Annotated in this window: 19 protein-coding genes; 9 read left to right on the top strand and 10 right to left on the bottom strand. The window is 73.1% G+C overall.

What is annotated here, in order from left to right:
- Positions 1-59: 59 nt before the first annotated feature.
- From H299_RS0125915 to H299_RS36305, 3 genes are read right to left on the bottom strand one after another with little or no spacing between them, the layout of a single operon-like run.
- Complete coding sequence (locus H299_RS0125915) at positions 60-1658, bottom strand: carboxyl transferase domain-containing protein (protein ID WP_027750787.1); 1599 nt, start codon at positions 1656-1658, stop codon at positions 60-62.
- A complete protein-coding gene (locus tag H299_RS0125910) occupies positions 1655-3400 on the bottom strand; it encodes an acyclic terpene utilization AtuA family protein (RefSeq protein WP_027750786.1) in 1746 nt (581 codons plus the stop codon). Before H299_RS0125910 ends, H299_RS0125915 begins: the two co-directional genes overlap by 4 nt.
- A gap of 11 nt (positions 3401-3411) precedes the next feature.
- The gene (locus tag H299_RS36305) at positions 3412-4248 is read right to left on the bottom strand and encodes a TIGR03084 family metal-binding protein (protein ID WP_037760569.1); all 837 of its coding nucleotides are present in this window, start codon (positions 4246-4248) and stop codon (positions 3412-3414) included.
- Positions 4249-4493: 245 nt separating this feature from the next.
- Between H299_RS36305 and H299_RS0125900 the strand changes: the two genes are divergently transcribed.
- The 3 genes from H299_RS0125900 (at position 4494) to H299_RS0125890 (ending at position 7721) form a co-directional block, all read left to right on the top strand.
- Positions 4494-4829, top strand: a complete 336-nt coding sequence (locus H299_RS0125900) for a helix-turn-helix domain-containing protein (RefSeq protein WP_027750785.1) — start codon at positions 4494-4496, stop codon at positions 4827-4829.
- A gap of 62 nt (positions 4830-4891) precedes the next feature.
- Positions 4892-5299: a hypothetical protein gene (locus tag H299_RS0125895; protein WP_051262842.1), complete on the top strand. Its 408-nt coding sequence runs from the start codon at positions 4892-4894 to the stop codon at positions 5297-5299.
- 247 nt (positions 5300-5546) lie between these two features.
- On the top strand, positions 5547-7721 hold the full coding sequence (locus H299_RS0125890; RefSeq protein ID WP_027750783.1) for an outer membrane protein assembly factor BamB family protein: 2175 nt from the start codon (positions 5547-5549) through the stop codon (positions 7719-7721).
- Positions 7722-7788: 67 nt separating this feature from the next.
- Here the strand turns inward: H299_RS0125890 and H299_RS36300 are convergent, their stop codons facing one another.
- Positions 7789-8400, bottom strand: coding sequence for a phage tail protein (locus H299_RS36300; RefSeq protein ID WP_051262841.1), 612 nt, complete (start codon positions 8398-8400; stop codon positions 7789-7791).
- Between the two features lie 181 nt (positions 8401-8581).
- Positions 8582-11482 (bottom strand): FAD-binding and (Fe-S)-binding domain-containing protein, encoded by a 2901-nt coding sequence (locus H299_RS0125880; RefSeq protein ID WP_027750782.1) that lies wholly within the window; start codon positions 11480-11482, stop codon positions 8582-8584.
- 478 nt (positions 11483-11960) lie between these two features.
- On the opposite strand from H299_RS0125880, the gene H299_RS0125875 reads away from it, so the two are divergent.
- The 4 genes from H299_RS0125875 to serC all read left to right on the top strand — a co-directional run bounded on the left by H299_RS0125875 (position 11961) and on the right by serC (position 15532).
- Positions 11961-12455 carry a hypothetical protein gene (locus H299_RS0125875; protein WP_486587420.1) on the top strand — a complete coding sequence of 165 codons (495 nt, stop codon included), beginning with the start codon at positions 11961-11963 and terminating at the stop codon, positions 12453-12455.
- Positions 12456-12563: 108 nt separating this feature from the next.
- Positions 12564-13034 (top strand): hypothetical protein, encoded by a 471-nt coding sequence (locus H299_RS36295; RefSeq protein ID WP_051262840.1) that lies wholly within the window; start codon positions 12564-12566, stop codon positions 13032-13034.
- A 168-nt stretch (positions 13035-13202) separates the two neighbouring features.
- Positions 13203-13736 carry a dihydrofolate reductase family protein gene (locus H299_RS0125865; protein ID WP_027750780.1) on the top strand — a complete coding sequence of 178 codons (534 nt, stop codon included), beginning with the start codon at positions 13203-13205 and terminating at the stop codon, positions 13734-13736.
- A 677-nt stretch (positions 13737-14413) separates the two neighbouring features.
- Positions 14414-15532, top strand: coding sequence for a phosphoserine transaminase (gene serC, locus H299_RS0125860; protein WP_027750779.1), 1119 nt, complete (start codon positions 14414-14416; stop codon positions 15530-15532).
- Between the two features lie 88 nt (positions 15533-15620).
- On the opposite strand, the gene H299_RS0125855 is transcribed toward serC, so the two are convergent.
- The 4 genes from H299_RS0125855 to H299_RS0125840 form a co-directional block, all read right to left on the bottom strand.
- Positions 15621-15935, bottom strand: a complete 315-nt coding sequence (locus H299_RS0125855) for a type II toxin-antitoxin system PemK/MazF family toxin (protein ID WP_027750778.1) — start codon at positions 15933-15935, stop codon at positions 15621-15623.
- On the bottom strand, positions 15925-16164 hold the full coding sequence (locus H299_RS36290) for a ribbon-helix-helix protein, CopG family (protein ID WP_037760856.1): 240 nt from the start codon (positions 16162-16164) through the stop codon (positions 15925-15927). Before H299_RS36290 ends, H299_RS0125855 begins: the two co-directional genes overlap by 11 nt.
- 84 nt (positions 16165-16248) lie before the next feature.
- Positions 16249-17133: an ABC transporter permease gene (locus tag H299_RS0125845; protein ID WP_078513044.1), complete on the bottom strand. Its 885-nt coding sequence runs from the start codon at positions 17131-17133 to the stop codon at positions 16249-16251.
- Complete coding sequence (locus H299_RS0125840) at positions 17130-18188, bottom strand: daunorubicin resistance protein DrrA family ABC transporter ATP-binding protein (protein ID WP_027750776.1); 1059 nt, start codon at positions 18186-18188, stop codon at positions 17130-17132. The genes H299_RS0125845 and H299_RS0125840 overlap by 4 nt, the downstream gene beginning before the upstream one ends.
- Before the next feature lie 152 nt (positions 18189-18340).
- On the opposite strand from H299_RS0125840, the gene H299_RS0125835 reads away from it, so the two are divergent.
- Positions 18341-19165, top strand: a complete 825-nt coding sequence (locus tag H299_RS0125835) for a TetR/AcrR family transcriptional regulator (RefSeq protein ID WP_027750775.1) — start codon at positions 18341-18343, stop codon at positions 19163-19165.
- A gap of 29 nt (positions 19166-19194) precedes the next feature.
- On the opposite strand, the gene H299_RS0125830 is transcribed toward H299_RS0125835, so the two are convergent.
- On the bottom strand, positions 19195-20355 hold the full coding sequence (locus H299_RS0125830; RefSeq protein ID WP_486587419.1) for a hypothetical protein: 1161 nt from the start codon (positions 20353-20355) through the stop codon (positions 19195-19197).
- A gap of 159 nt (positions 20356-20514) precedes the next feature.
- Between H299_RS0125830 and H299_RS36285 the strand changes: the two genes are divergently transcribed.
- Positions 20515-21243 (top strand): GDSL-type esterase/lipase family protein, encoded by a 729-nt coding sequence (locus H299_RS36285; protein ID WP_051262838.1) that lies wholly within the window; start codon positions 20515-20517, stop codon positions 21241-21243.
- Positions 21244-21269: the final 26 nt, after the last annotated feature.

The following is a 21269-nucleotide window of genomic DNA, read 5'->3' as shown; positions in this document are numbered from 1 at the left end:
TTGCCCCGCTGCCCGCCGCCACCGCACGCGCCGTGCTCAGCACGGTTGCTGATGGCGCGTCACATCCGGAACACGCCGAAGCCGCCGCGCGCCCCCCGTACCGGCGCGGTGTGCAGGGCGGACAGGCACAGCCCCAGTACCGTGCGGGTGTCGCGCGGGTCGATGACACCGTCGTCGTAGAGCCGCCCGGAGAGGAAGACCGGCAGCGACTCGGCCTCGATCTGCTCCTCGACCATCGCGCGCAGCGCCGCGTCGCCGTCCTCGTCGTACGGCCGTCCCTTCGCCGCCGCCGACTCGCGCATCACCAGGGACAGCACCCCCGCCAGCTGTTTCGGTCCCATGACCGCCGACTTCGCGCTGGGCCAGGCGAACAGGAAGCGCGGCTCGTAGGCACGGCCGCACATGCCGTAGTGCCCGGCGCCGTAGCTGGCGCCCATCAGCACGGACAGATGCGGCACCTTCGAGTTGGAGACCGCGTTGATCATCATGGCGCCGTGCTTGATGATGCCGCCCTGCTCGTACTCCCTGCCGACCATGTAACCGGTGGTGTTGTGCAGGAAGAGGAGCGGGATGTCGCGCTGGTTGGCCAGCTGGATGAACTGGGTCGCCTTCTGCGACTCCTCGCTGAACAGCACGCCCTGCGCGTTGGCGAGGATGCCGAGGGGGTAGCCGTGCAGGTCGGCCCAGCCGGTGGTCAGGGCGGCTCCGTAGAGCGGCTTGAACTCGTCGAACTCCGAGCCGTCCACGATCCGGGCGATCACCTCGCGCGGGTCGAACGGCACCTTCAGGTCGCCGGGCACGATGCCCAGCAACTCGTCCTGGTCGTGGCGCGGCGGCGCGGCGGGCGGCGGCTCGGGTTGTGCCTTGCGCCAGTTGAGGCGCGCGACGATCCGGCGGGCGCGGTGCAGCGCGTCGGGCTCATCCTCGGCGAAGTGGTCGGCGAGGCCGGAGGTGCGGGCGTGCATGGCGGCGCCGCCCAACTCCTCGTCGCCGGACTCCTCGCCGGTCGCCATCCTGACCAGCGGAGGGCCGCCGAGGAAGACCTTGGCCCGCTCCTTGACCATGATCACGTGGTCGGACATCCCGGGGACATACGCGCCGCCCGCCGTGGAGTTGCCGAACACGACGGCCACGGTGGGGATTCCGGCTTCGGACAGCCGGGTGAGGTCCCGGAAGAGGGCGCCGCCGGGGATGAAGATCTCCTTCTGGCTGGGCAGGTCGGCGCCGCCGGACTCCACCAGGCTGACGCAGGGCAGCCGGTTCGCCCGCGCGACCTCGTGGGCGCGCAGCACCTTCCGCAGCGTCCACGGGTTGCTGGCGCCGCCGCGCACCGTCGGGTCGTTGGCGGTGATCAGGCACTCGACGCCGGAGACGACGCCGATCCCGGTCACCATCGAGGCGCCCACCGGGTAGTCGCTGCCCCAGGCGGCGAGCGGGGAGAGTTCGAGGAAGGGCGTGTCCGGGTCGAGCAGCAGCTCGATCCGCTCCCGGGCAAGCAGCTTGCCGCGCGCGCGGTGCCGGGCGACGTACTTCTCGCCGCCCCCGGCCATCGCCTTCGCGTGCTCCGCCGCCAGGGCGGCGAGCTTCTCGGACATGGCGGCGCGGCGCTCCGCGTACTCCGGCCCCGCCGTGTCCAGCTCCGTACGCAGCACGCTCACAGCAGCTCCTCCGGGATCTCCAGTTGCCGCGAACGCACCCACTCCCCCAGCGCCTTGGCCTGGGGGTCGAAGCGAGCCTGGGAGGCGACGCCGTCGCCCAGGATTCCCGCGATGACGAAGTTGACCGCGTGCAGGCCGGGCAGCAGGTGGCGGGTGATCTCCAAGCCCTCTGTTTCCGGCAGGATTTCACTTAACTGACGAACCGTCAGGGTGTGCGCCAGCCAGCGCCAGGCGTCCTCGTCGCGCGCCCACAGGCCGAGGTTGGCGCTGCCGCCCTTGTCGCCGCTGCGGGCCCCGGCCACGGTGCCCAGCGGCACCCGGCGGGTGCGCCCGCCGTACGCCGGGAGCGGGGGCAGCGGCGGTTCCGCGACCGGCGCGAGCGGGCGGGTCACGCGCGGCGGCCGGACGGGCACCCGCCGTCCGTCCGGCAGCACCGCCGTGTGCGGCACCTCGGCCGCCGCCACGTACGCCGCCTCGAACACCCCGTACGGCGCGCCCCTGCCCGGCGGCGCGGTGAGGTGGAAGCCCGGGTAGCTGCCGAGCGCCAGCTCGACCGCCGCCGCGCTGACCGCCCGCCCGACCAGCGCCGGGTCGGCGTCGCGCACCACCAGCCGCAGCAGCGCGCTCGCCTCCTCCTGCACGGGCGCGTCGGCGTGGTCCGTACGGGCCAGGGTCCAGCGCAGTTCGGCGGGGCGGGCGGCGGCGAGGCGGTCCTCCAGCTGCCGCCGCACGAGCGCGGCCTTCGCCTCGATGTCCAGGCCGGTCAGCACGAACACGACCTCGTTGCGGTGGCCGCCGAGGCGGGTGAGGCCGACCTTGAGCGCGGGGGGCGGCGCCTCGCCGCGTACGGGGCCGCCGTCGGGGCCGGTGACCCGCACCCGGTCGGCGCCGTCCGGGGCCAGCCGTACGGAGTCCAGCCGGGCCGTGACGTCGGGGCCCGCGTAGCGCGCGCCGTCCGTCTCGTAGAGCAGCTGCGCGGTGACGGTGCCGACGGTCACCGCGCCGCCGGTGCCCGGGTGCTTGGTGATCACCGAGGTGCCGTCGGCCCGGATCTCGGCCAGCGGGAAGCCGGGATGGCGCAGGTCGAGGCCCTCGCGATCGAAGAAGGCGTAGTTGCCGCCGGTGGCCTGGGTGCCGCACTCCAGCACGTGCCCGGCCACGACGGCCCCCGCCAGCGCGTCGGTGCCGGTGCCGCCTGCGTCGTCCGGCTGCCAGCCGAAGTGGGCGGCGGCGGCCCCGGCGACCAGCGCGGCGTCCGTCACCCGGCCGGTCACCACCACGTCCGCGCCGCCGCGCAGGCACTCCGCGATACCGCCGCAGCCCAGGTAGGCGTTGGCGGTGAACACGCCCTCGCCCCAGCCGCGTGCCAGCAGATCGTCCCCTGTCACCAGCGCCACCCGCGCCGGGACGCCGACCCGCGCGGCCAACGCCCGTACGGCGTCCGCCAGTCCGGCCGGGTTGAGGCCGCCCGCGTTGGCCACCAGCCGGACGCCGCGCTCGTGCGCGAGCCCGAGGCCCTCCTCCAACTGCCGCAGGTAGGTGGTGGCGTAGCCGCGCGAGGGGTCCTTGAGGCGGTCGCGGCCGAGGATGAGCAGGGTCAGCTCGGCGAGGTAGTCGCCGGTGAGGACGTCGAGCGGGCCGCCGGTGAGCATCTCGCGGACGGCGTCGAACCGGTCGCCGTAGAAGCCGGAGGCGTTGCCGACACGCAGCACGGGCGCGGCAGCCGGGGCGGGCCCGGCCACCGCCCGCGCGCTCACCGGAGCGCCGCCGGGCCGCCGAGGGCCGCCTCGCCACCGGGAGCAGGGCCACCGCCCGGGGCGCGCCCGGCGCCCGGTGGGCCCGCGAACGCCTGGGCGATGCCGAGCCAGTGCTCGGCGTCGGTGCCCACGGCCCGCAGCGCGGTGTCGTCGCGGTGGGTGCGCTGTGTGACCAGGCGGCAGAAGTCCAGCGCCGGTCCCGTCACGCGCTGCGCGGCGTCCTCCGGGCCGTGGGCCCACAACACTCCGCCAGGTGCCCGCAGTTCGACGCGGAACGGCGCACCGGGCGGCGCCAGGCCCCGTACGGCGTAGGCGAAGTCCCGGGCCCGTACGCCGATCCACGCCACGTGCCGCAGCCGGGCGGTCGGCTCCCGGCGGACGCCGAGCGCCTCGGCGACGTCTTCGCCGTGCGCCCAGGTCTCCATCAGCCGGGCGGTGGCCATCCCGGCGGCGCTCATCGGCGGCCCATACCACGGCAGCCGCCTGCCGCGCGGGACTCCGGCGAGCGCCGCCGACAGCGCGGCGCGACCGGCGCGCCAGTCGGCCAGCAGCGCGGCGGCCGGGCGGGCGGCGCCCTCCGCCGCGCCCTCGTCGACGAAGGTGTGCGGCGAGCCGAGCGCGGTCTCGGCCGCCCGCCGGAAGGCGTCCGCGTCCCGTACGGCCAGCAGGGCACGCGCGTCCGTCCAGGCCAGGTGCGCGATCTGGTGGGCGACGGTCCAGCCCGGCGCGGCGGTGGCCCGGCGCCATCCCTCCTCGGGCAGGGCGGCCACCAGCGGGTCGAGGCTCTCGCTCTCGGCCCGCAGATCCGCGAGCACGTCTTCCGCACCGGACACGGCGAACTCCCGTCGCGCTGACACCCTGGGGCGACGAGCGTGCCAGCACCCGCAGAAACAAACAAGCACGCGTGCATGATTCTCTGACCGCCACAGATGACACTGTCAACCGCAGGACACCGGTCACCAGCGCAGCTCCGCGGCAACCCGGGGTCGCCTCAGGTAGAGGATTTGCTACACTCTCCATGTGCTGCGCCCAGGGTCATCGGGCCGCTCCGGGAACGCGAGGCCGAGGAGGCACAGCCATGACGAACTTTCCCAAGTGGAGCGACGTACGCGCCGATGTCGTGGCCGACGCCGGCGGTGACGAGAAGGTCGCCGAGGCGCACAAGCGCAACCAGGCGTACATCGACGGGTACCGGCTGGCCGAGCGCCGCAGGTCCCTCGGCCTGACGCAGCGCGAGGTGGCAGAGCTGATGGAGGTGACCAAGAGCCGGATCTCGCAGATCGAGCGCGGTGAGGTCTCCACCATGGAGGCCGTCGCCCGCTACGTCGCCGCCCTCGGCGGGCAGATCCAGATCTCGGCGGTCTTCGGCGACGACCTGTACATCCTCCGCGGCACGGACACCCACGCCGCGTAGTCAGCCCCGCAGGCGGCGGGCGCGAAGGCCCGGCGCCCGCGCGGTGGTGAGAGGATTCCCCGATGGGGATGACAGACAGTAGCGGCGAGGCCGTCCAGTACGTCCGGTTCCAGTCGCCGCACCGGAACCGTCGGGGGCACTTCACCGGCGTGTTCGGGCTGGTCAACACGCTGGCGCGGGAAGGCAGGCTCACGGACGAGCAGGAGTCCTTCCGGCGCACCAACAACAGCTGGTACGACGCCGCGTACACCAACCCCTCGACCGTCGACCCCACCGTCTACGACCACGAGGCCAACCCCGGCGCCGCGGCCTGGTTCAAGCCGACGGCCACGCATCTGCTCGCGCGGCTCCCGGGTTACCTGGAGATCCTGGCCGCCCACGGCGTCGAGTGCCAGGAGGTACGTTCCGCCGCCCCGGGGCGGGTCATCTACGAGGACGCGGTCCAGGTCGTGGCCGTGCCCTTCGCGTAGGTGCCAGCGTGGGGCAGGGCTGCTGGTCGCGTGCTGGGCCGGCTACGGCCTCGTCGCCCTCAACACCCCGCCTGCGTTGGGGATATGTGGATGATCGGAGAGGGAGCCGTGCGGACGTCGTTGACCTTGGAGCAGCAGGAGGGGATCTGTGGCGGCCGGGTGGCCGGTGTGGGATCTTCGGGGCTGAGGCGTGTCGTGCCCTGCAGGCAGCACGACGTCGCTACGGCGTCCTGGCGAGGGGGAATGAGTGAGCGCGCGGGTCCTGGGAGGGCGTTACGAGTTGGTGGCGTTCGTCGGGCGCGGCGGCATGGGGGAGGTGTGGGAGGGCCTCGACCGGGTCATCGAGCGGCGCGTCGCGGTCAAGCTGCTGCCGTACGACCGCCGGGACGCGGCCGGGGTGGACCTCTTCTTCCGCGAGGCGCGCACCGCGGGCGGCCTCAGCCACGCGGGGGTCGTCACGGTCCACGACCTGGGCCAGGACCCTGACGACGGCCCCCTCTACCTGGTCATGGAGTACCTCGACGGCCGGGACCTGTTCAGCGTGCTGCACGACGACGGGCCGCCCGACGTGGCCACGGCGCTGGACTGGGCGGCACAGACCGCCTCGGCCCTCACCGCCGCCCATTCCGCGGGGATCGTGCACCGGGACCTCAAGCCCGCGAACCTCATGCTCTCGCCGGACGGCCGGATCAAGGTCCTCGACTTCGGCATCGCGCGGTACGTGGCGTCCACCCGGCAGACGAGCAAGGTCATCGGCACCGTCGCCTACATGGCGCCGGAGCGTTTCGGCGACCAGCCTGCCGACGCACGCTCCGACCTCTACTCGCTGGGCTGCGTGCTGCACGAACTCCTCACCGGCGACACGCCGTTCCAGGCCACCGCGCCCGTCGCGATGATGGCCGCGCAGCTGAACTCCACGCCCGCGGCGCCCAGTTGCTCCCGCCCGGAAGTGCCCGCCTCGGTGGACGCACTCGTCCTGACCCTGCTCGCGAAGGACCCCGGCGACCGTCCGCAGTCGGCGGCCGAGGTCGGGCGGATACTCAAGGCCCTTCCCGGCACGGACGGGACGCCGCGGGCGCAACGGCCGACGGCAAGCACCCGGGTGCCGCCCACCGTCCCGGCACCGCCCGCCGCCCCCGCACCGCGCACCGCACCGCGGTCACCCACCGCCCCGCAGCCGCCGCCGACGGCTGGCGCCACGCCGCCCTCCTCCCCCGCTCCCCGCATCAGCCGCCGCGCCGCCCTCCTCCTCGGCGTTGGCGCGGGCGTCGCGGCAGCGGGGACCACCGCGGCAAGTATCCTCCGCGACCCCTCCGACGGCGGGCCCGCCCGGCCCGCCGACTCCTCCGCGCCTCCCGCCGCGCCCCGTGACCCCCGGCTGCGCTGGCGGCATGCCGTCGGCGGCGGCTTCTTCTCCGCGCCCGCGGTCGCCGACGGGTTGGTCTACGCCGGCTGCCGCGACGGCAAGCTCTACGCCCTCGACGCGGCCACCGGAAAGCGCAGGTGGACGTACGCCACCGGCGGCGCGATCGACTCGACACCCGTGGTGACCGGCGGAGTCGTGTACGCGGGCAGCGACGACTACAGCCTGCACGCCCTCGACCCGGCCACCGGGAAGCGCAAGTGGGCCTTCGCCACCGGTGCCCCGGTCGACCTGGACTTCGTGGTGCGGGACGGGGTGGTCTTCCTCAGCAGCAGAAGCGACGAGGACTGGAGCGACGAGGGGAACCTGTACGCCGTCAACGCCCGTACGGGCAAGCGGAAATGGAAGTTCGACGACAACGGCGACGACGACTTCTCCTTCCTGGGCTCGCTCACCGCACCGGCCGCGGCCGGCGGCCTGGTCTACGTCGCCAACTTCCACCAGGTGTACGCCGTCGACGCGGCCACCGGAAAGCAGCGATGGAGCTTCAGCGACGGCGGCGCCCACGGCCCGCCGGTCGTGGCGGACGGTGTCGTCTACGTGGGCGGCGACGAGGCCGTGTACGCGCTGGACGCCTCCAGCGGCAGGAAGAAGTGGGAATCCGCCGTCGAACTCGACTCGAAGCCGCGCCGCGGCCCCTCGCTCGCGGTGGCGGACGGCGTCGTGTACGCGACGTACTTCGTCAGCCCGAACGTGACCCGCAACGCGGAGGGCATGCTCCTCACCCTGGACGCGGCGACCGGCGACAAGCGGTGGGAGTTCCGTGTCGACGCATTCATATCCGAACGCCCCGCGGTGGTGAACGGCACCGTGTACGTCGGCTGCGGCGACAAGAAGGTCTACGCGCTGGACTCCGTTACGGGCAACGAGAAGTGGTCCTACGCCACCCGCGGCACGATCCAGTCGTCCCCGGTGGTCTCCGACGGCACGGTGTACGTCGGCTGTGACGACCAGCACATGTACGCCCTGCACTCCACCGTGCCGAAGGACGAGCCGTAAGGGAGCGCCGGTCGGCACGCGCCGGTGCCGGCCGGGTGCGAGGCGACCAGGCGCGAGGCGGCCGGGCTCAGCTGACGGTCAGGCTCGTGAACTGGATCGTGACGGACTGCCCGCCCACGCTGCCGTCTGCGGGGTTGTCGACCTTGATGACCGTGGGATTGTCCAACCTGTACTGCTTGACGGCGTTGTCCTGGTAGTCGAGCATCGCGAGGGTCACGGACCCGGGCTGGACCGTCCCGTTGATCAGCTCGGTGAACTGCGTGGACTGCGTGAGGCCGCGGACGACCGTCACTGTCCCCTGGCTCTCCGCGCCGGGGATCTTGCGCTGGTAGGTCCTGCCGTCGGCCTGCTGCTGATTCTGCTGCTCCGCGTCCTGGGCCAGGCCGGAGACCTCCTGGAGGTACTCGACGCGCTGGCCGTCGATGTCCAGTGCGAAGTTGTGGGAGGTGAGCGCGTCCCCCGACTGAAGCTCCCCCTTGGTCCTGGGCTTGGACTCGGGGCCGCCCTTGGCGCCGTTCTTCTCCCCGGCGTCGGAGGAAGAGCGCTGCGTGGACGACTTCCCGGACGAGTCGCCGTCCGAGGAACCGCCGCCGCACGCGGTCAGCACGCCCAGGGAGAGCAGCGCCGCGGTGACCGCTACGGCCATGCGCCGGCGACGGGGGCTGCTGAAGCGCGTCATGTCAAATCTCCCTGAACGGTGGGAAGTTATGCACCGGGACGAGATCGACTCTCACGTCCCGGTGTTGTGCTTCCGACCCCGCTTTGTCACACGATCGCCACAGCCCGCTCCAGCCCCGGCAGCACCACCAGCCCCCCGGCCCCCGGCCGTCTCACCGGCGGCCGGGGGCGGGGGCGGGCGCTCAGTCCGCGTCGCCCAGGTGTTCCGCGAGGACCTCCGCGAGGTGCCTGCTGCTCCGCCCGCCGAACTGCTCCAGCTGCGTCCGGCACGAGTAGCCGTCCGCGATCAGCTCCGTCTGCGGGTCGGCGGCCACCGCGTCCCGTACGGACGGCAGCAGCTGTTCGTCCGCGCAGGCCGCCGACACTTCGTAATGCCCCTTCTCGAAGCCGAAGTTGCCCGCGAGGCCGCAGCAGCCGCCGCTGAGTTCGCCGGTGAGCCCGGCCCGCGCGCGGAGCCTGCGGTCGGCGTCGTCACCGAGCACGGCGTGCTGGTGGCAGTGGGTCTGCCCGGCCACCGGACGGTCGACGCGTGGCGGTGCCCAGTCGGGTGCGTACTCCTCCAGCGTCTCCGCGAAGGTGCGTACGGAGGCGGCCAGGCGCGCGGCCCGTGGGTCGTCGCCCAGGAGTTCCGGCAGGTCGGTCTTGAGCGCGGCGGCGCACGGCGGTTCCAGCACCGTCACCGGGAGCCCCGCGTCCAGCGCGGGTTCGATGTGGTCCAGGGTGCGCCGCATCACCTTGCGTGCCTCGTCGAGCTGGCCGGTGGAGACGTAGGTGAGGCCGCAGCACACCTGCTTCGGCGGTACGGCAACCCGCAGCCCGGCGTCCCGCAGCACCCGTACGGCGGCCGTACCGGCCTCCGGTGAGAGGTAGTTGGTGAAGGTGTCGGGCCACAACACGATCTGCCTGCCCTCCTCCCCCTCGGCCGGACGGACGCCCGCTCCGCTCCGCTCCGCCGCCCCGCGCCGCTTCGCCGTCTCCACGGCCTGCGCGCGCCACCACCGGCTGAACGAGCCGTTCGGCAGCGCCGGGACGTCCCGCTCGGGCGCCAGCCCGCCCAGCCGCTTGCCGACGGCCGCCAGCGGGCCGATCCGCGCGCCCACGTTGAGCAGCGGCGCCGTACGGGTGGCCGACACCATCCGCAGCCACTGCGGCAGCCGCCCCATCGAGTAGTGCGCCATGGGGCGGCGCCTGCCCTCGTAGTGGTGGTGCAGGAACTCGGCCTTGTAGGTGGCCATGTCGACCCCCACCGGGCAGTCGCTGCGGCAGCCCTTGCAGGACAGGCACAGGTCGAGCGCCTCGCGCACCTCCTCCGACTGCCAGCCGTCGGTGACGACCTCACCCGCGAGCATCTCGTGCAGCAGCCGGGCGCGGCCACGCGTGGAGTGCTTCTCGTCGCCGGTCGCGCGGAAGGACGGGCACATGACGTTGGTGGCCGCCGTCTTGTCGGCGGTGGTACGGCACTTGGCGACGCCGACGCAGCGGCGCACCGCCGCCGAGAAGTCGCCGCCGTCGTGCGGGTAGCCGAACTCGACGTCCACCGGCTTGCGCGGCAGCGGGGCGAAGCGGAGGTTCTCGTCGAGCTTGGCGGGGCGTACCAGGACGTCCGGGTTCAGTCCGGCCGAGGGGTCCCACAGGTCCTTGAACTCGCCGAAGAGGCCGACCATTTCGGGTCCGTACATCTTCGGCAGCAGCTCGGCGCGCGCCAGCCCGTCGCCGTGCTCGCCGGAGAGCGAACCGCCGTGCGCGACGACGACGTCCGCGAGCTGCTCGCTGAAGTCCCGGAAGCGGCGGATGCCCGGCTCGCTGAGCAGGTCGAAGTCGATCCGCACGTGGATGCAGCCGTCCCCGAAGTGCCCGTACGGGAGCCCGCGCAGGTCGTGTTCGGCCAGCAGCTTGCGGAAGTCCCGCAGGTAGGCGCCGAGTCGGGCGGGCGGCACCGCGCAGTCCTCCCAGCCGGGCCACGCCTCGCTGCCGTCGGGCATCCGGGTGGCGGTGCCGGAGGCGTCCTCGCGGACGCGCCACAGGGCCCGCTGGGCGCCCGGATCGGCGACCACGGTGTGGCCGGTGGTGCCGTCGGCCGCCGCCGCCCGGCACAGCTCCTCGGCGCGGGCCCGCGCCTCCGCCGCATCGGCGCCGCCGATCTCGACGAACAGCCAGGCGGCGCCGCGCGGCAGGCTGGCCCGCGAGGCCTCGCCGACCAGGTCGTGCGCCATGCCCTCGACGGTCAGCGGGTGGTGGCGCAGGAGTCCGGCCGCCGCCTCGGCGGCGGCGCTCTCGTCCGGGTAGCCCAGCACGGCGAGCGCGCGGGCACCCGGGGTCTCCACCAGCTTGACGGTGGCCTGCGTCAGCACGGCCAGGGTGCCTTCGCTGCCGGTGTAGGCCCGGGCCCAGTCCTCGCCGTTCTCGGGCAGCAGCGCGTCGAGCGCGTAGCCGGAGATGCGGCGCGGCAGGTCGGGGAAGCCGGTGCGCAGCCGCGCCAGCTGCCGCGCGACGAGCTGCCGCCCGCCTTCGCGCAGTGCGCCGGGCACCCCCTCGCCGCCGGGGCCGAGCAGGGCGCGGGTGCCGTCGTAGGTGAGGACGTCCAGCTCGTGGACGTTGTCGGCGGTGGTCCCCCAGGCCACCGAGTGCGATCCGCAGGAGTTGTTGCCGATCATTCCGCCCATCGTGCACCTGCCGTGGGTGGACGGGTCGGGGCCGAAGGTGAGGCCGTGCCGGTCGGCGGCGGACCTCAGGTCGTCCAGGATGACGCCGGGCTGGACGAGTGCGGTACGGGACTGCGGGTCGATGGCCTCGATGCGGTTCATGTGCCGGGTGAAGTCGAGGACGACTCCGACGCCGGTCGCCTGTCCGGCGATGGAGGTGCCGGCGCCTCGCGCGACCACCGGCACACCGCGCTCCCGGCAGGCGGCCAGCACCGCCGCGACGTCCTCGGCGTCACGGGGCGCGACGACCCCCAGGGGGACCCGCCGGTAGTTGGAGGCGTCCATCGTCATCAGTGCTCTGCTGCCCGCGTCGAACTCCACTTCGCCGCGTACGGACTTGCGTAGTGCCTGCGCGATGTCGCGTGTATCTGCTGCTGCCATGCCCCAAGCGTGCACGCTCTTGCGCCCGTAGCCGAGCCGCCTCACCTGATCCGGGGCTACCCGGCACTCTCCGGACTCGCCGGGCTGCCGGGTGTGACCGGATCGGCCGGTTCCGGGGGTCTGACCGGACCTGCGGCACGTTCCGCTTCGCCGGGAGCCGCCGGTCCGACCGGGCCGGCCGGCCATCTCCGGCAGCGCGGCCGGCGTCTCCGCCCGTGCGCCGCAACCGGCTCTTCCCGGCCGCCAACACCTCGCTCCACTCCGTCCACAGGGGCGTCACCGGACTGCCGCACCCGGTGCGCGCGACGGGCTGAGCACTTCGGGCACAACCCTTCACTCCCCTCGCGTGTCTTGGTGGACAAGGGGAAGAAAGCACTGACTTAGTGGCTTTCATGATTCTTTCACCGCCATGTCGCGCTGACCAGGCGACAGCGACACGCGTGACCACCGGTACGACAGCGGAAACAAGGGGGAAGCGATGGGCATGAGGCACCGGACTTCGAGGCGACGGGGCGCCGCGCTGGCACTGTGCGCTGCGGCGCTCGCCACGCTGGGGACGACGGCCGCGCCAGGAGCGGCGGCGGTGGGCGAGCGCCCCGCGACCGCGCGGTCCGACAGGGCGGCGCCGCCCGCGCGGGCGGTGGAGAGCAAGGTCATCGCCTCGTCCGAACTGGGCGGGGACTACCGCATCACGATCAACGCGCTGCGCTCGGAGACCGACCCGTACGCCGCGTCCGTGAGCCTGCGGGCCTTCACCCAGCAGGGCGGCGCCTGGCGGGAGAGCGACCGGGTCACCGTCGGCGAGGTGGACGGCTGGTTCTGGTTCCCGCTCACCGGCAGCCAGGCCGTCTGCCAGTTCTCCACCTCGAGCACCGAGCCCGCGCCCGTCGCGGTGAGCCTGCTGATCAGCCCCTCGATCGGCTGCTCCCTCTCCGAGCGCTTCGAACTGCGCGAAGGCCGCTTCTACCGCTGAGCGCCGTCCCGCCCGCCGTCCCGCCCACCGGCCCCCCTCGGGGTCCGCGCCGTCCGCCGTGGCAGCCCCCGCCACCACGGCGGACGGCGCGTCCGTACGATCGGTGGCATGCCTGCCGACGCCCCGCTCACCCGAGCGTCCTTCCTCCGCCTGACCCCCGTCCTCGCGCCCGCGCCGCTGCGCCTGCTGCCGGACCGCCGGTGGACGGAAGCCGAGTGGGAGCGCATCCGGCAGGGCGTGCGCGGGCGCAGCATGGACGAGAAGTGGCACGTCTTCACCGAGGGCGACATCGCCTTCCTGCACCGCAGCTGGACGGGCAACGGCGTGTACGAGGTCGCCTTCGCGCCCGTCGACGACGACGGCAGCGAGGGCGCGGGGGACGGCGGGGGCGGGGGCGACCGGTACATCCGTGCCGCGACCGTCGAGACCGACCCGGAGCGCTACCGCAGCAGGGGCGAGGAGTTCGAGTCCCTGATGATCGAACTGGTCCTGAGCGGGATCGTGCTGGGCGACCCGGCTCCCAAGCTGTGGGCCCGCTACAAGAAGCTGCTCGCCCTGCCGCCGCAGGACCCCGCGTAGCGCCCCGGCTCCGGACAGCACACGCGGCGAGGGCGAACACTCCTCGTCATGTGATCCACCTCACTCGCCCCGGACACATACTTCGCGCCCCCGCGCGGGTCTGTACTGGTGTCACCTCGGCCCGCGGGGCCGAGGACAGTGAGCGGGATCGCTGAAGGAGAAAGCATCATGGGGAAGCTCGTGGAAACCACGTTCACCACGCTGGACGGCGTCACCAGCTCGCCCGAGAAGTGGAGTCTGCCGTACTGGGACGAGGAGTACGCCGCGTACGGCCGCGAACTCCTCTTCGACGCGGACGCGCTGCTGCTGGGGCGCGAGACCTACGAGGGGTTCGCCGAGATGTGGCCCGGCATGGAGGCGTCGCAGGGCGAGTACGCCGCCCGGATGAACAACCTGCCCAAGCACGTCGCCTCCCGCACCCTCAAGGAGACCAAGTGGAACGCCTCCCTCATCGAGGGTGACATCGCCGAAGAGGTCGCCGCGCTCAAGCAGTCCGCGAACCTGCTGAAGTTCGGTACGGGCGAGCTGGACCACACGCTGCTGGAGCACGGCCTTGTGGACGAGTACCACTTCTGGATCTGCCCCGTCGTCGCCGGAAGCGGCACGCGTCTGCTGGAAGGCCTCGACGCCACGCACCTCACGTTCATCAAGTCCACGTCGTTCGCCTCCGGCGTCAACGTGGTCACCTACGGCCCCAAGTAAGCCCCCGCGCACGGCCGTTCGCACCGCCGCTCACACCGCCGTCCGCCGCACCGGGGGCCCCGGTCAGCCGGGGCCCTCCAGCGTGGCGGCCAACCTGCCGAGCAGTACGGCCAGTTGGCCGCGCTCCTCGTCGGTCAGCCCCGCGAGCAGGGCGCCGGGTGGTGAGCGACGGCAGCTCCTGCGTCACCTAAGGGCTGTCCCGTAATCCGCGGTGGATCAGCGCACGGCGTCAGATGCGGTGCCCTGCAAGGCGGAGGGTCGTCCTCATACCGGGCCGTATTCGGACGATCCGACAACGCGGCAGGGGACCGTAGCTGGCGTCGTGCGCCCGCCGGGGATTACGGGACGGCCCTTAGGGTCTGTCTGGCAATTCGTGTCGGATCAGGCCGGATCGTCCGGTGCGTGCGATCGGCGTGTGGCAGGGGCGCCCTCGTAGCGGGGCTACTCGGGCGTTTCTGCCGTGCGCCGAGCGTGCGTGCCGGGCGGGCCGGACCCGGCGGGAATTGCCAGACAGGCCCTAGCCCTCTGCTGCCCCAGGCCCCCGGCCCGGGCGCGGCGAGCGCGTGCGCGCGGGGCGCGCCGTGGCCGCCCGTGCCGCGCAGCCCGCACGGCCGTGCGGGCGTCTCGCGGTACGGACCGTCTCCGTGCCCGGCGGCCTGAGCGACTACGCTTCCGCCGTGGCTGATATCCAGATTCCCGCTGACATCAAGCCCGCCGACGGTCGGTTCGGCTCGGGTCCGTCCAAGGTGCGTCCGGAGGCGCTGAGCGCCCTCGCCGCCACCGGCACTTCACTCCTCGGCACCTCGCACCGCCAGGCTCCCGTCCGGGACCTGGTCGGCAGAGCCGTCTCCGGCGTCCGGTCGCTGTTCCAGCTGCCCGACGGGTACGAGGTCGTCCTCGGCAACGGCGGGTCCACCGCCTTCTGGGACATCGCGACGCACGGTCTGATCGAGAACAGGTCGCAGCACCTGAGCTTCGGCGAGTTCTCCTCGAAGTTCGCGAAGGCCGCCAAGCTGGCGCCGTGGCTGGGCGAGCCGTCGGTCATCCAGTCCGAGCCGGGCACGCACCCGCAGGCGCGGGCCGAGGCGGGCGTGGACGCGTACGCGCTCACGCAGAACGAGACGTCCACCGGTGTCGCCATGCCGCCCCACCGGGTGCCGGGCGCGGACGACGGCTCGCTGGTCCTGGTGGACGCGACGTCCGGCGCGGGCGGCCTGCCGGTCGACATCGCCGAGACCGACGTCTACTACTTCGCCCCGCAGAAGTCCTTCGCGGCCGACGGCGGCCTGTGGATCGCCGTGTTCTCGCCCGCCGCGATCGAGCGCGCCGAGCGCGTCGCGGCGTCCGGCCGGCACATCCCCGAGTTCTTCAGCCTGACGACGGCGATCGACAACTCCCGCAAGAACCAGACGTACAACACCCCGGCGCTCGCGACGATCTTCCTGCTCGCCGAGCAGCTGGACTGGATCAACGGCCAGGGCGGCCTGGACTGGGCGGTGCGGCGTACGGCCGACTCCGCGCGGCGGCTGTACGGCTGGGCCGAGGAGTCCAAGCACGCGACCCCGTTCGTCGCCGACCCGGCGCAGCGCTCGGCGGTCGTCGGCACGATCGACTTCGCGGACGACGTCGACGCGGCGGCCGTCGCGAAGGCGCTGCGCGCGAACGGCGTGGTGGACACCGAGCCGTACCGCAAGCTGGGGCGCAACCAGCTGCGGGTGGCCATGTACCCGGCGGTCGAGCCCGCCGACGTCGAGGCGCTCACGACCTGCGTGGACTACGTCATCGAGCGGCTCTGACCTGCCCCACCGCCCACCTGCCGGCCCGGCCTCCCACACGGGGGTACGGGCCGGCCCCCGTACGGCGCAGCGCGCGGCGGGCGGCGGCTCACAGCAGGCCGAGCACCAGCTTCACCGCGTGCTCGATGTCGGCCCATTCATCGGCGTCGACCCGGCCCGCGAAGTCCCCGAGGCGCTCCGGATCAACCGCCGTCATCTGTTCGACCAGCACGACACAGGTGGTGCCGGCCAGGTCGATCCGGGGGTGGATCAGCCCTGGACGGGCGCTGGCCGAAGTCGGGGCCACGACAAGGGTGGAGGTGTTCAGCGCGTCGCTTTGCAGGACGACGGCGTAGCGCGCGCCGCGCTGTTCGTGACCCGACGCGCTCTTGTTCGAGCGGAGCCGGTAGAGATCACCACGCACGAAGCTCGCTCAGATCTTCCCGCACCGCGGCGACCTCGGCCTGGTACCCGGGGTCCTGACGCCACTCGGCGACCTCGGCGGCGGCCCGCCGGTACTGCTCGGCCACGTAGACCTCGTGAATCGCCTGCCGTATGGCGTCCGAGGCGCTGACATGGCGTATCGCGGCCAGTTCCGCCAGCTCGCGCCGGGTGTCCTGGTCGGGACGGAAACTGATCGTCCTAGGTGTCATACAGCCATCGTAATGCGTGCTGTCATACAGCGCCACTGCCGCGCGACTCCCCTGCCCCCGCATGCGGCGGGGGCAGGAGCGGGGTCAGCGGCTGAGGCTCTGGAACTTGCGGACGGCCAGCGGCACGAACACCGCCGTGATCACCACGGGCCAGACGACGGCCATCAGCAGCGCGTTCTCCTCGATCCAGCTGCCGCCGCTGGGCAGCGGGTTGCCGTACAGCTCGCGGACGGCGTTGGCGGTGGAGGAGACCGGGTTCCACATGGCGATGGTGCCCAGCCAGTCCGGCATGGCGGACGGCGGGGTGAAGACGCTGGAGATCATCCCGAACGGGAACGCGACGGCGAAGAGGTTGCCCGCCGCCTCCTGGTTCGGGGTCATCAGGCCCAGCAGGACGCCGATCCAGATCAGCGAGAAGCGCAGCAGGAGCAGCAGTACGAAGGCGTAGAGCGTGGCGAGCAGGCCGCCGTCCGAGCGCCAGCCCACGACGAGGGCGATGAGCGCGAGGACGATCAGGTCGAGCGCGGCGTGCAGCACGTCCGAGACGCCGCGCCCGGTCACCACCGCCGAGGGGGACATGGGCATGGAGCGGAACCGGTCGGTGACCCCGCGCTCCTTGTCGATGACGACGGCCATGGCGGTGTTCATGAAGCCGAAGGCCATGGTCATGGCGAACATGCCGGGCATCGCGAACGCCTTGTAGTCCACGCCCTCCCCGACGTCCATCGCGCTGCCGAAGACGAACACGAACAGCAGCACGGAGACGATCGGGAAGCCCAGCTGCCAGGCGATCAGCGAGGGCTGCTTGACGAGGTGGGTGAGGTCGCGGCGGACGATCGTCCAGCAGTCGGCGACGGCCCAGTAGAGACGGCGCTCGGGGCCGTCGAGGTCGATCACGGGTGCGGGTGCGGGTGCGGACGCCGTGTGACGCGTCCCGCTCGCCCTGGTCTTCTCGGTCGCGCCGCTCATGCCGCCGCGCCCTCCTTCGTCTCGTCCTTCGCCGTCGTCCGCCGGCCCTGCTGGGGCCGGCCGTCACCGCCGCCGTCACCGTCCTGGTCCCGCTCACCGGCCGGGCGGCCGGTCAGGGTCAGGAACACCTCGTCCAGGGTCGGGCGCCGAAGCCCGATGTCCTCGACCGTGACGCCCGCGTCCTGGAGGGTGCGGGCGACCTCGGTCAGCGCCGCGACCCGGTCGCGTACGGGGGCCTGCACCCGCCGCTCCTCGGTGTCCGTCTCCGGCTCGACGCCGCCCGCCGCGACCCGCGCGACGGTCCGCACCACCTCGGGAAGGTCGGCGGCCTCGGCCGCCACCACCTCGATACGGTCCCCGCCGATCGCCCGCTTGAGGCCGGCGGGGGTGTCCTCGGTGACGTTGGTGCCGCGGTCGATGACGGCGATCCGGTCGGAGAGCTTGTCGGCCTCGTCCAGGTAGTGCGTCGTGAGCACGACGGTGGTCCCCTCCGCGGCGAGCGCCCGTACGGCGTCCCACACCTCGCTGCGACCGCGCGGGTCGAGGCCGGTGGTCGGCTCGTCCAGGAACAGCACCTCGGGCGCGAGGATCATGCTGGCGGCCAGGTCCAGCCGCCGCCGCATGCCGCCGCTGAAGCCCTTGGGCTGCTTGTCGGCGGCCTCGTCCAGGCTGAACTGCGTCAGCAGGTCGGCTGCCCGCTGCCGCGCGCGGGCCGGGCCGAGGTGGAAGAGCCTGCCGAACATCTCCAGGTTCTGCCGGGCCGTGATGATCTCGTCAACGGCGGCGTTCTGCCCCGTCAGGCCGATCCGCCGGCGCACCCTGCCGGGCTCGCGGCGCACGTCGACGCCGCCGACGAGGGCGCGTCCGCCGTCCAGCCGGATGAGGGTGCTGAGGATGCGGACGGCGGTGGTCTTGCCCGCGCCGTTGGGACCGAGCAGGCCGTAGACGGTGCCGCGCGGGACGGCGAGGTCCAGGCCGTCCAGGGCGCGTTTGTCGCCGTAGGACTTCCGCAGCCCTTCGGCGAGGACCGAGTAGTCGGACTTTCCTGAGGTCACGGGACTCCCCCTTCATCGTGCTTCGTCGTGCCGGGTCGCGCCGCATCGGCGGGTGGCGGGATCGATCGGCGGGAAACTGGGTACGCTGTACTCAGGAGAAACAGCGTACACCCTACGCAGCGCGGCGCAAGCCGTTTAGGATGGCGGTCAGGATGACGACGGAACAGAGCGGCAGTGGCGACCTTCAGCGGAGCCTTGAGCTGCTCTGGGGCCTGAAGGAGGCGCCCACCCGCGGCCCCAAGCGCGGCCTGGACCTCCAGGAGATCGTGCGGGCGGCGGTCAAGGCGGCCGACACCGACGGCATCGAGGCCCTGTCCATGCGCCGGGTCGCCACCGACCTCGGCGTCGGCACGATGTCGCTCTACCGGTACGTACCGGGCAAGGCCGAACTGCTCGAGCTGATGCTCGACCACGTCTACGGCCCCGCCTCCGACCTGGAGACCTGTCGCGGCAAGGACTGGCGCACCGTCATGGAGTCCGTCGCCCGCGGCACCTGGGAGATCAACCTGGAGCACCGCTGGCTGCTCCAGGTCAACATCGCCCGGCCCCTGCTCGGCCCCAACGCCATCGGCGGCTTCAACTTCGCGCTGGCCGCCCTGGACGGCCTCGGGCTGACCGACCGGGAGCGGATCAGCATCATCGTCGCCATCGACGGCTACGTCACCGGCTGCGCGCGTACGCACATCAACGGCCTGGAGGCGGCCAAGCGCACCGGCATCAGCGACCAGGAGTTCTGGGCCGCGCAGGAGCCGATGCTCTCCCGGGCGATGGACAGCGGCGCCTACGAGGCGCTGGCCGGGCTCTCCGACGACGCCTTCGCCCTGGGCGGCGAGGATCTCTTCGAGTTCGGCCTCGTACGGCTTCTCGACGGTCTCACGGCGTTCGTCGAGGCGGCCGCGAGGCGCGGTGACGTCCCCCGTACGGAGCCCGGCGCGGCGCCCGCGGACACCGGCTCCAGCACCGGCTCCCCCGGGTGACGAAGCGGCGGACGCCACCGCCGCCATCCTCACCCGCGGCGGCGGAAGACCCGGCGCAGGGCCATCCAGACGCCGAGCGCCAGCACGAAGGTCCCCAGCCCCATGAGCAGATGGCGATTCTCCTCCGGGGTGTTGCCGCCGTCGTCCCCGCCGCCGTCCTGCTTCTTCTCCTCGGCGGCCTTCTCCTTCGCCACGTCCTCCGGCAGCAGCTCGCCCTCCAGCTCTACCGGCTGCACGTCGCTGCCCTCACCCTCGGTGCCGAACATCAGCGTGCGGCCGTCCGCGGTGAAGGCCACCGACTCGCCCTGCCGCTGCATCGGGACGCGGACCGTATCGAGCGGCTCGGGCCGCCCCTCGGCGGTCCAGCGGTACATCTCGGCGCCGAAGTAGCTGCGCAGGAGCAGCCGGGTGCCGTCCGGGGAGAACGCGCCGTCGGTGGCCCACATGTCGGTACGGCCCACCCGCGTGAAGGTGTTCACGCCCGAGGCGGACAGCTTCTCGGGCCCCGCGTAGACGCCGCCCTTCTTCTCGTCGTTCTTGCTGGCTATGTAGACCCGGCCCGTCTTGGGGTGCACCATCAGCGACTCCGCGTCGCGCGGCCCGTCGGCGTAGCGGACGGTGAAGCGGGTGGGGGTGACCGTGGTGTCGCGCAGCTCGGCGGGCTCGGGGAAGCGGTAGAGCCACACCTCGCTCCAGGTGCCGCCCAGGTTGTCCCCGATGTCACCGAGGTAGATCTCGCCGTCGGGACCGACGGAGATCCCCTCCACGTCGCGGGGCTCCACACCCTGGAGGGTGACGGTGGCGACGGTCTTTCCGGTGCTGCCGTCGACCGCGTAGACGTCCGGCTTCTGCGCGCAGGAGGCGCCGTCGGCGCAGGCGGCGGAGTCGTTGTGCGTCCAGTAGATCCCGGGGTGCGCGCGGCTGGCGGCCAGGCCGCTGGACTCGGTGATCCGCGGGTCCTTGAGCACGAACTCGTCCGGGCCCTCCGAGGCGGCGGCGGCCGGTCCGGGCGCGGCGGCGGCGAGCAGCGCGGCACCGGCCAGCAGCGCGGCACGGCGCAGCGGCCGGGGCCGGGGCGGCCGAAGCAGCCGGGGCCGCCGCAGGTGCGGTGAACAGGGGCTCGCCGGAACGGAGTTCGCCGTCGCGGCGGGACCGCCGTACGCGTACGGCCGGGTGCTGAAGGGGCGCATGCCGCCAAGCCTGCCATCTCCGGGCACGCGACCCGCCGGTGACCGGCACAGCGACGGGTACGGTGCCGCGCGCGGCGACCGGCGCGGCGACCGGCGGGCGGCCTCCCGGGTGACCGGGGTCACGTCGCCGCCGCCCGGCGCATCCGGAAGGATGGGCGGATGCGGATTCTGTTCGTCGGCGACTCGATGACTGTGGGCAGCGCGGGCGACACGACCTGGCGTTACCGGATGTGGCAGCACCTGAACGCCCACCACGGCGGCCCGTACCGCATCGTCGGCCCGCGCAGCGCCCTGCACGAGGACTCCCTCGACTACGGCGACCCCGCCTTCCCCGAGCGCGCCCGCCGCCATCTGGCGGGCTGGGGCGAGGGCTGGGTCCACCTCGCCCCGCAGATCGGCGACGCCGTACGGCGCGGGAAGGCCGACACCCTGCTGGTCTCCCTCGGCCTCATCGACCTCGGCTTCTACACGGACGCGGACCAGACCGCCGCGAACGCCCGGCTCTTCCTGGCCGAGGCGCGCGCCGCGAACCCGCGGGTGCGGGCCGTGCTGCTGCCCGTCATCCCCAACGTACGGGCCCTGACCGACCCCGCCTTCGCGGCGGAGTGCGCGCGCTTCAACGCACTGCTGGCGCGGACCGCCGCCGAGCTGACGACCCCGGAGTCACCCCTCCTGCTGGCCGCCGCGCCGCCGGACTGGACCCTGGACCGCGACACCTACGACGGCACGCACCCCTCCGCCAGCGGCGAGCACCTGATCGCGGGCGCCTTCGCGGACGCGCTGCACCGGGCGTGGGCGGTCGGCGCCCCGTACGAGCCGGTGCGCCAGGAGTGGCAGCGGCAGCCCTGGGCGCCGGCCCGGGGCCGGACTCGGGCGGCCCTGGCCTGACCGGCCCGGGCCTGCCCCCGGCCCGG

The organism is Streptomyces sp. CNH287, from assembly GCF_000424825.1.
The sequence above is the reverse complement of the archived record's forward strand: the minus strand, read 5'-3'. Positions and strand labels throughout refer to the sequence as shown.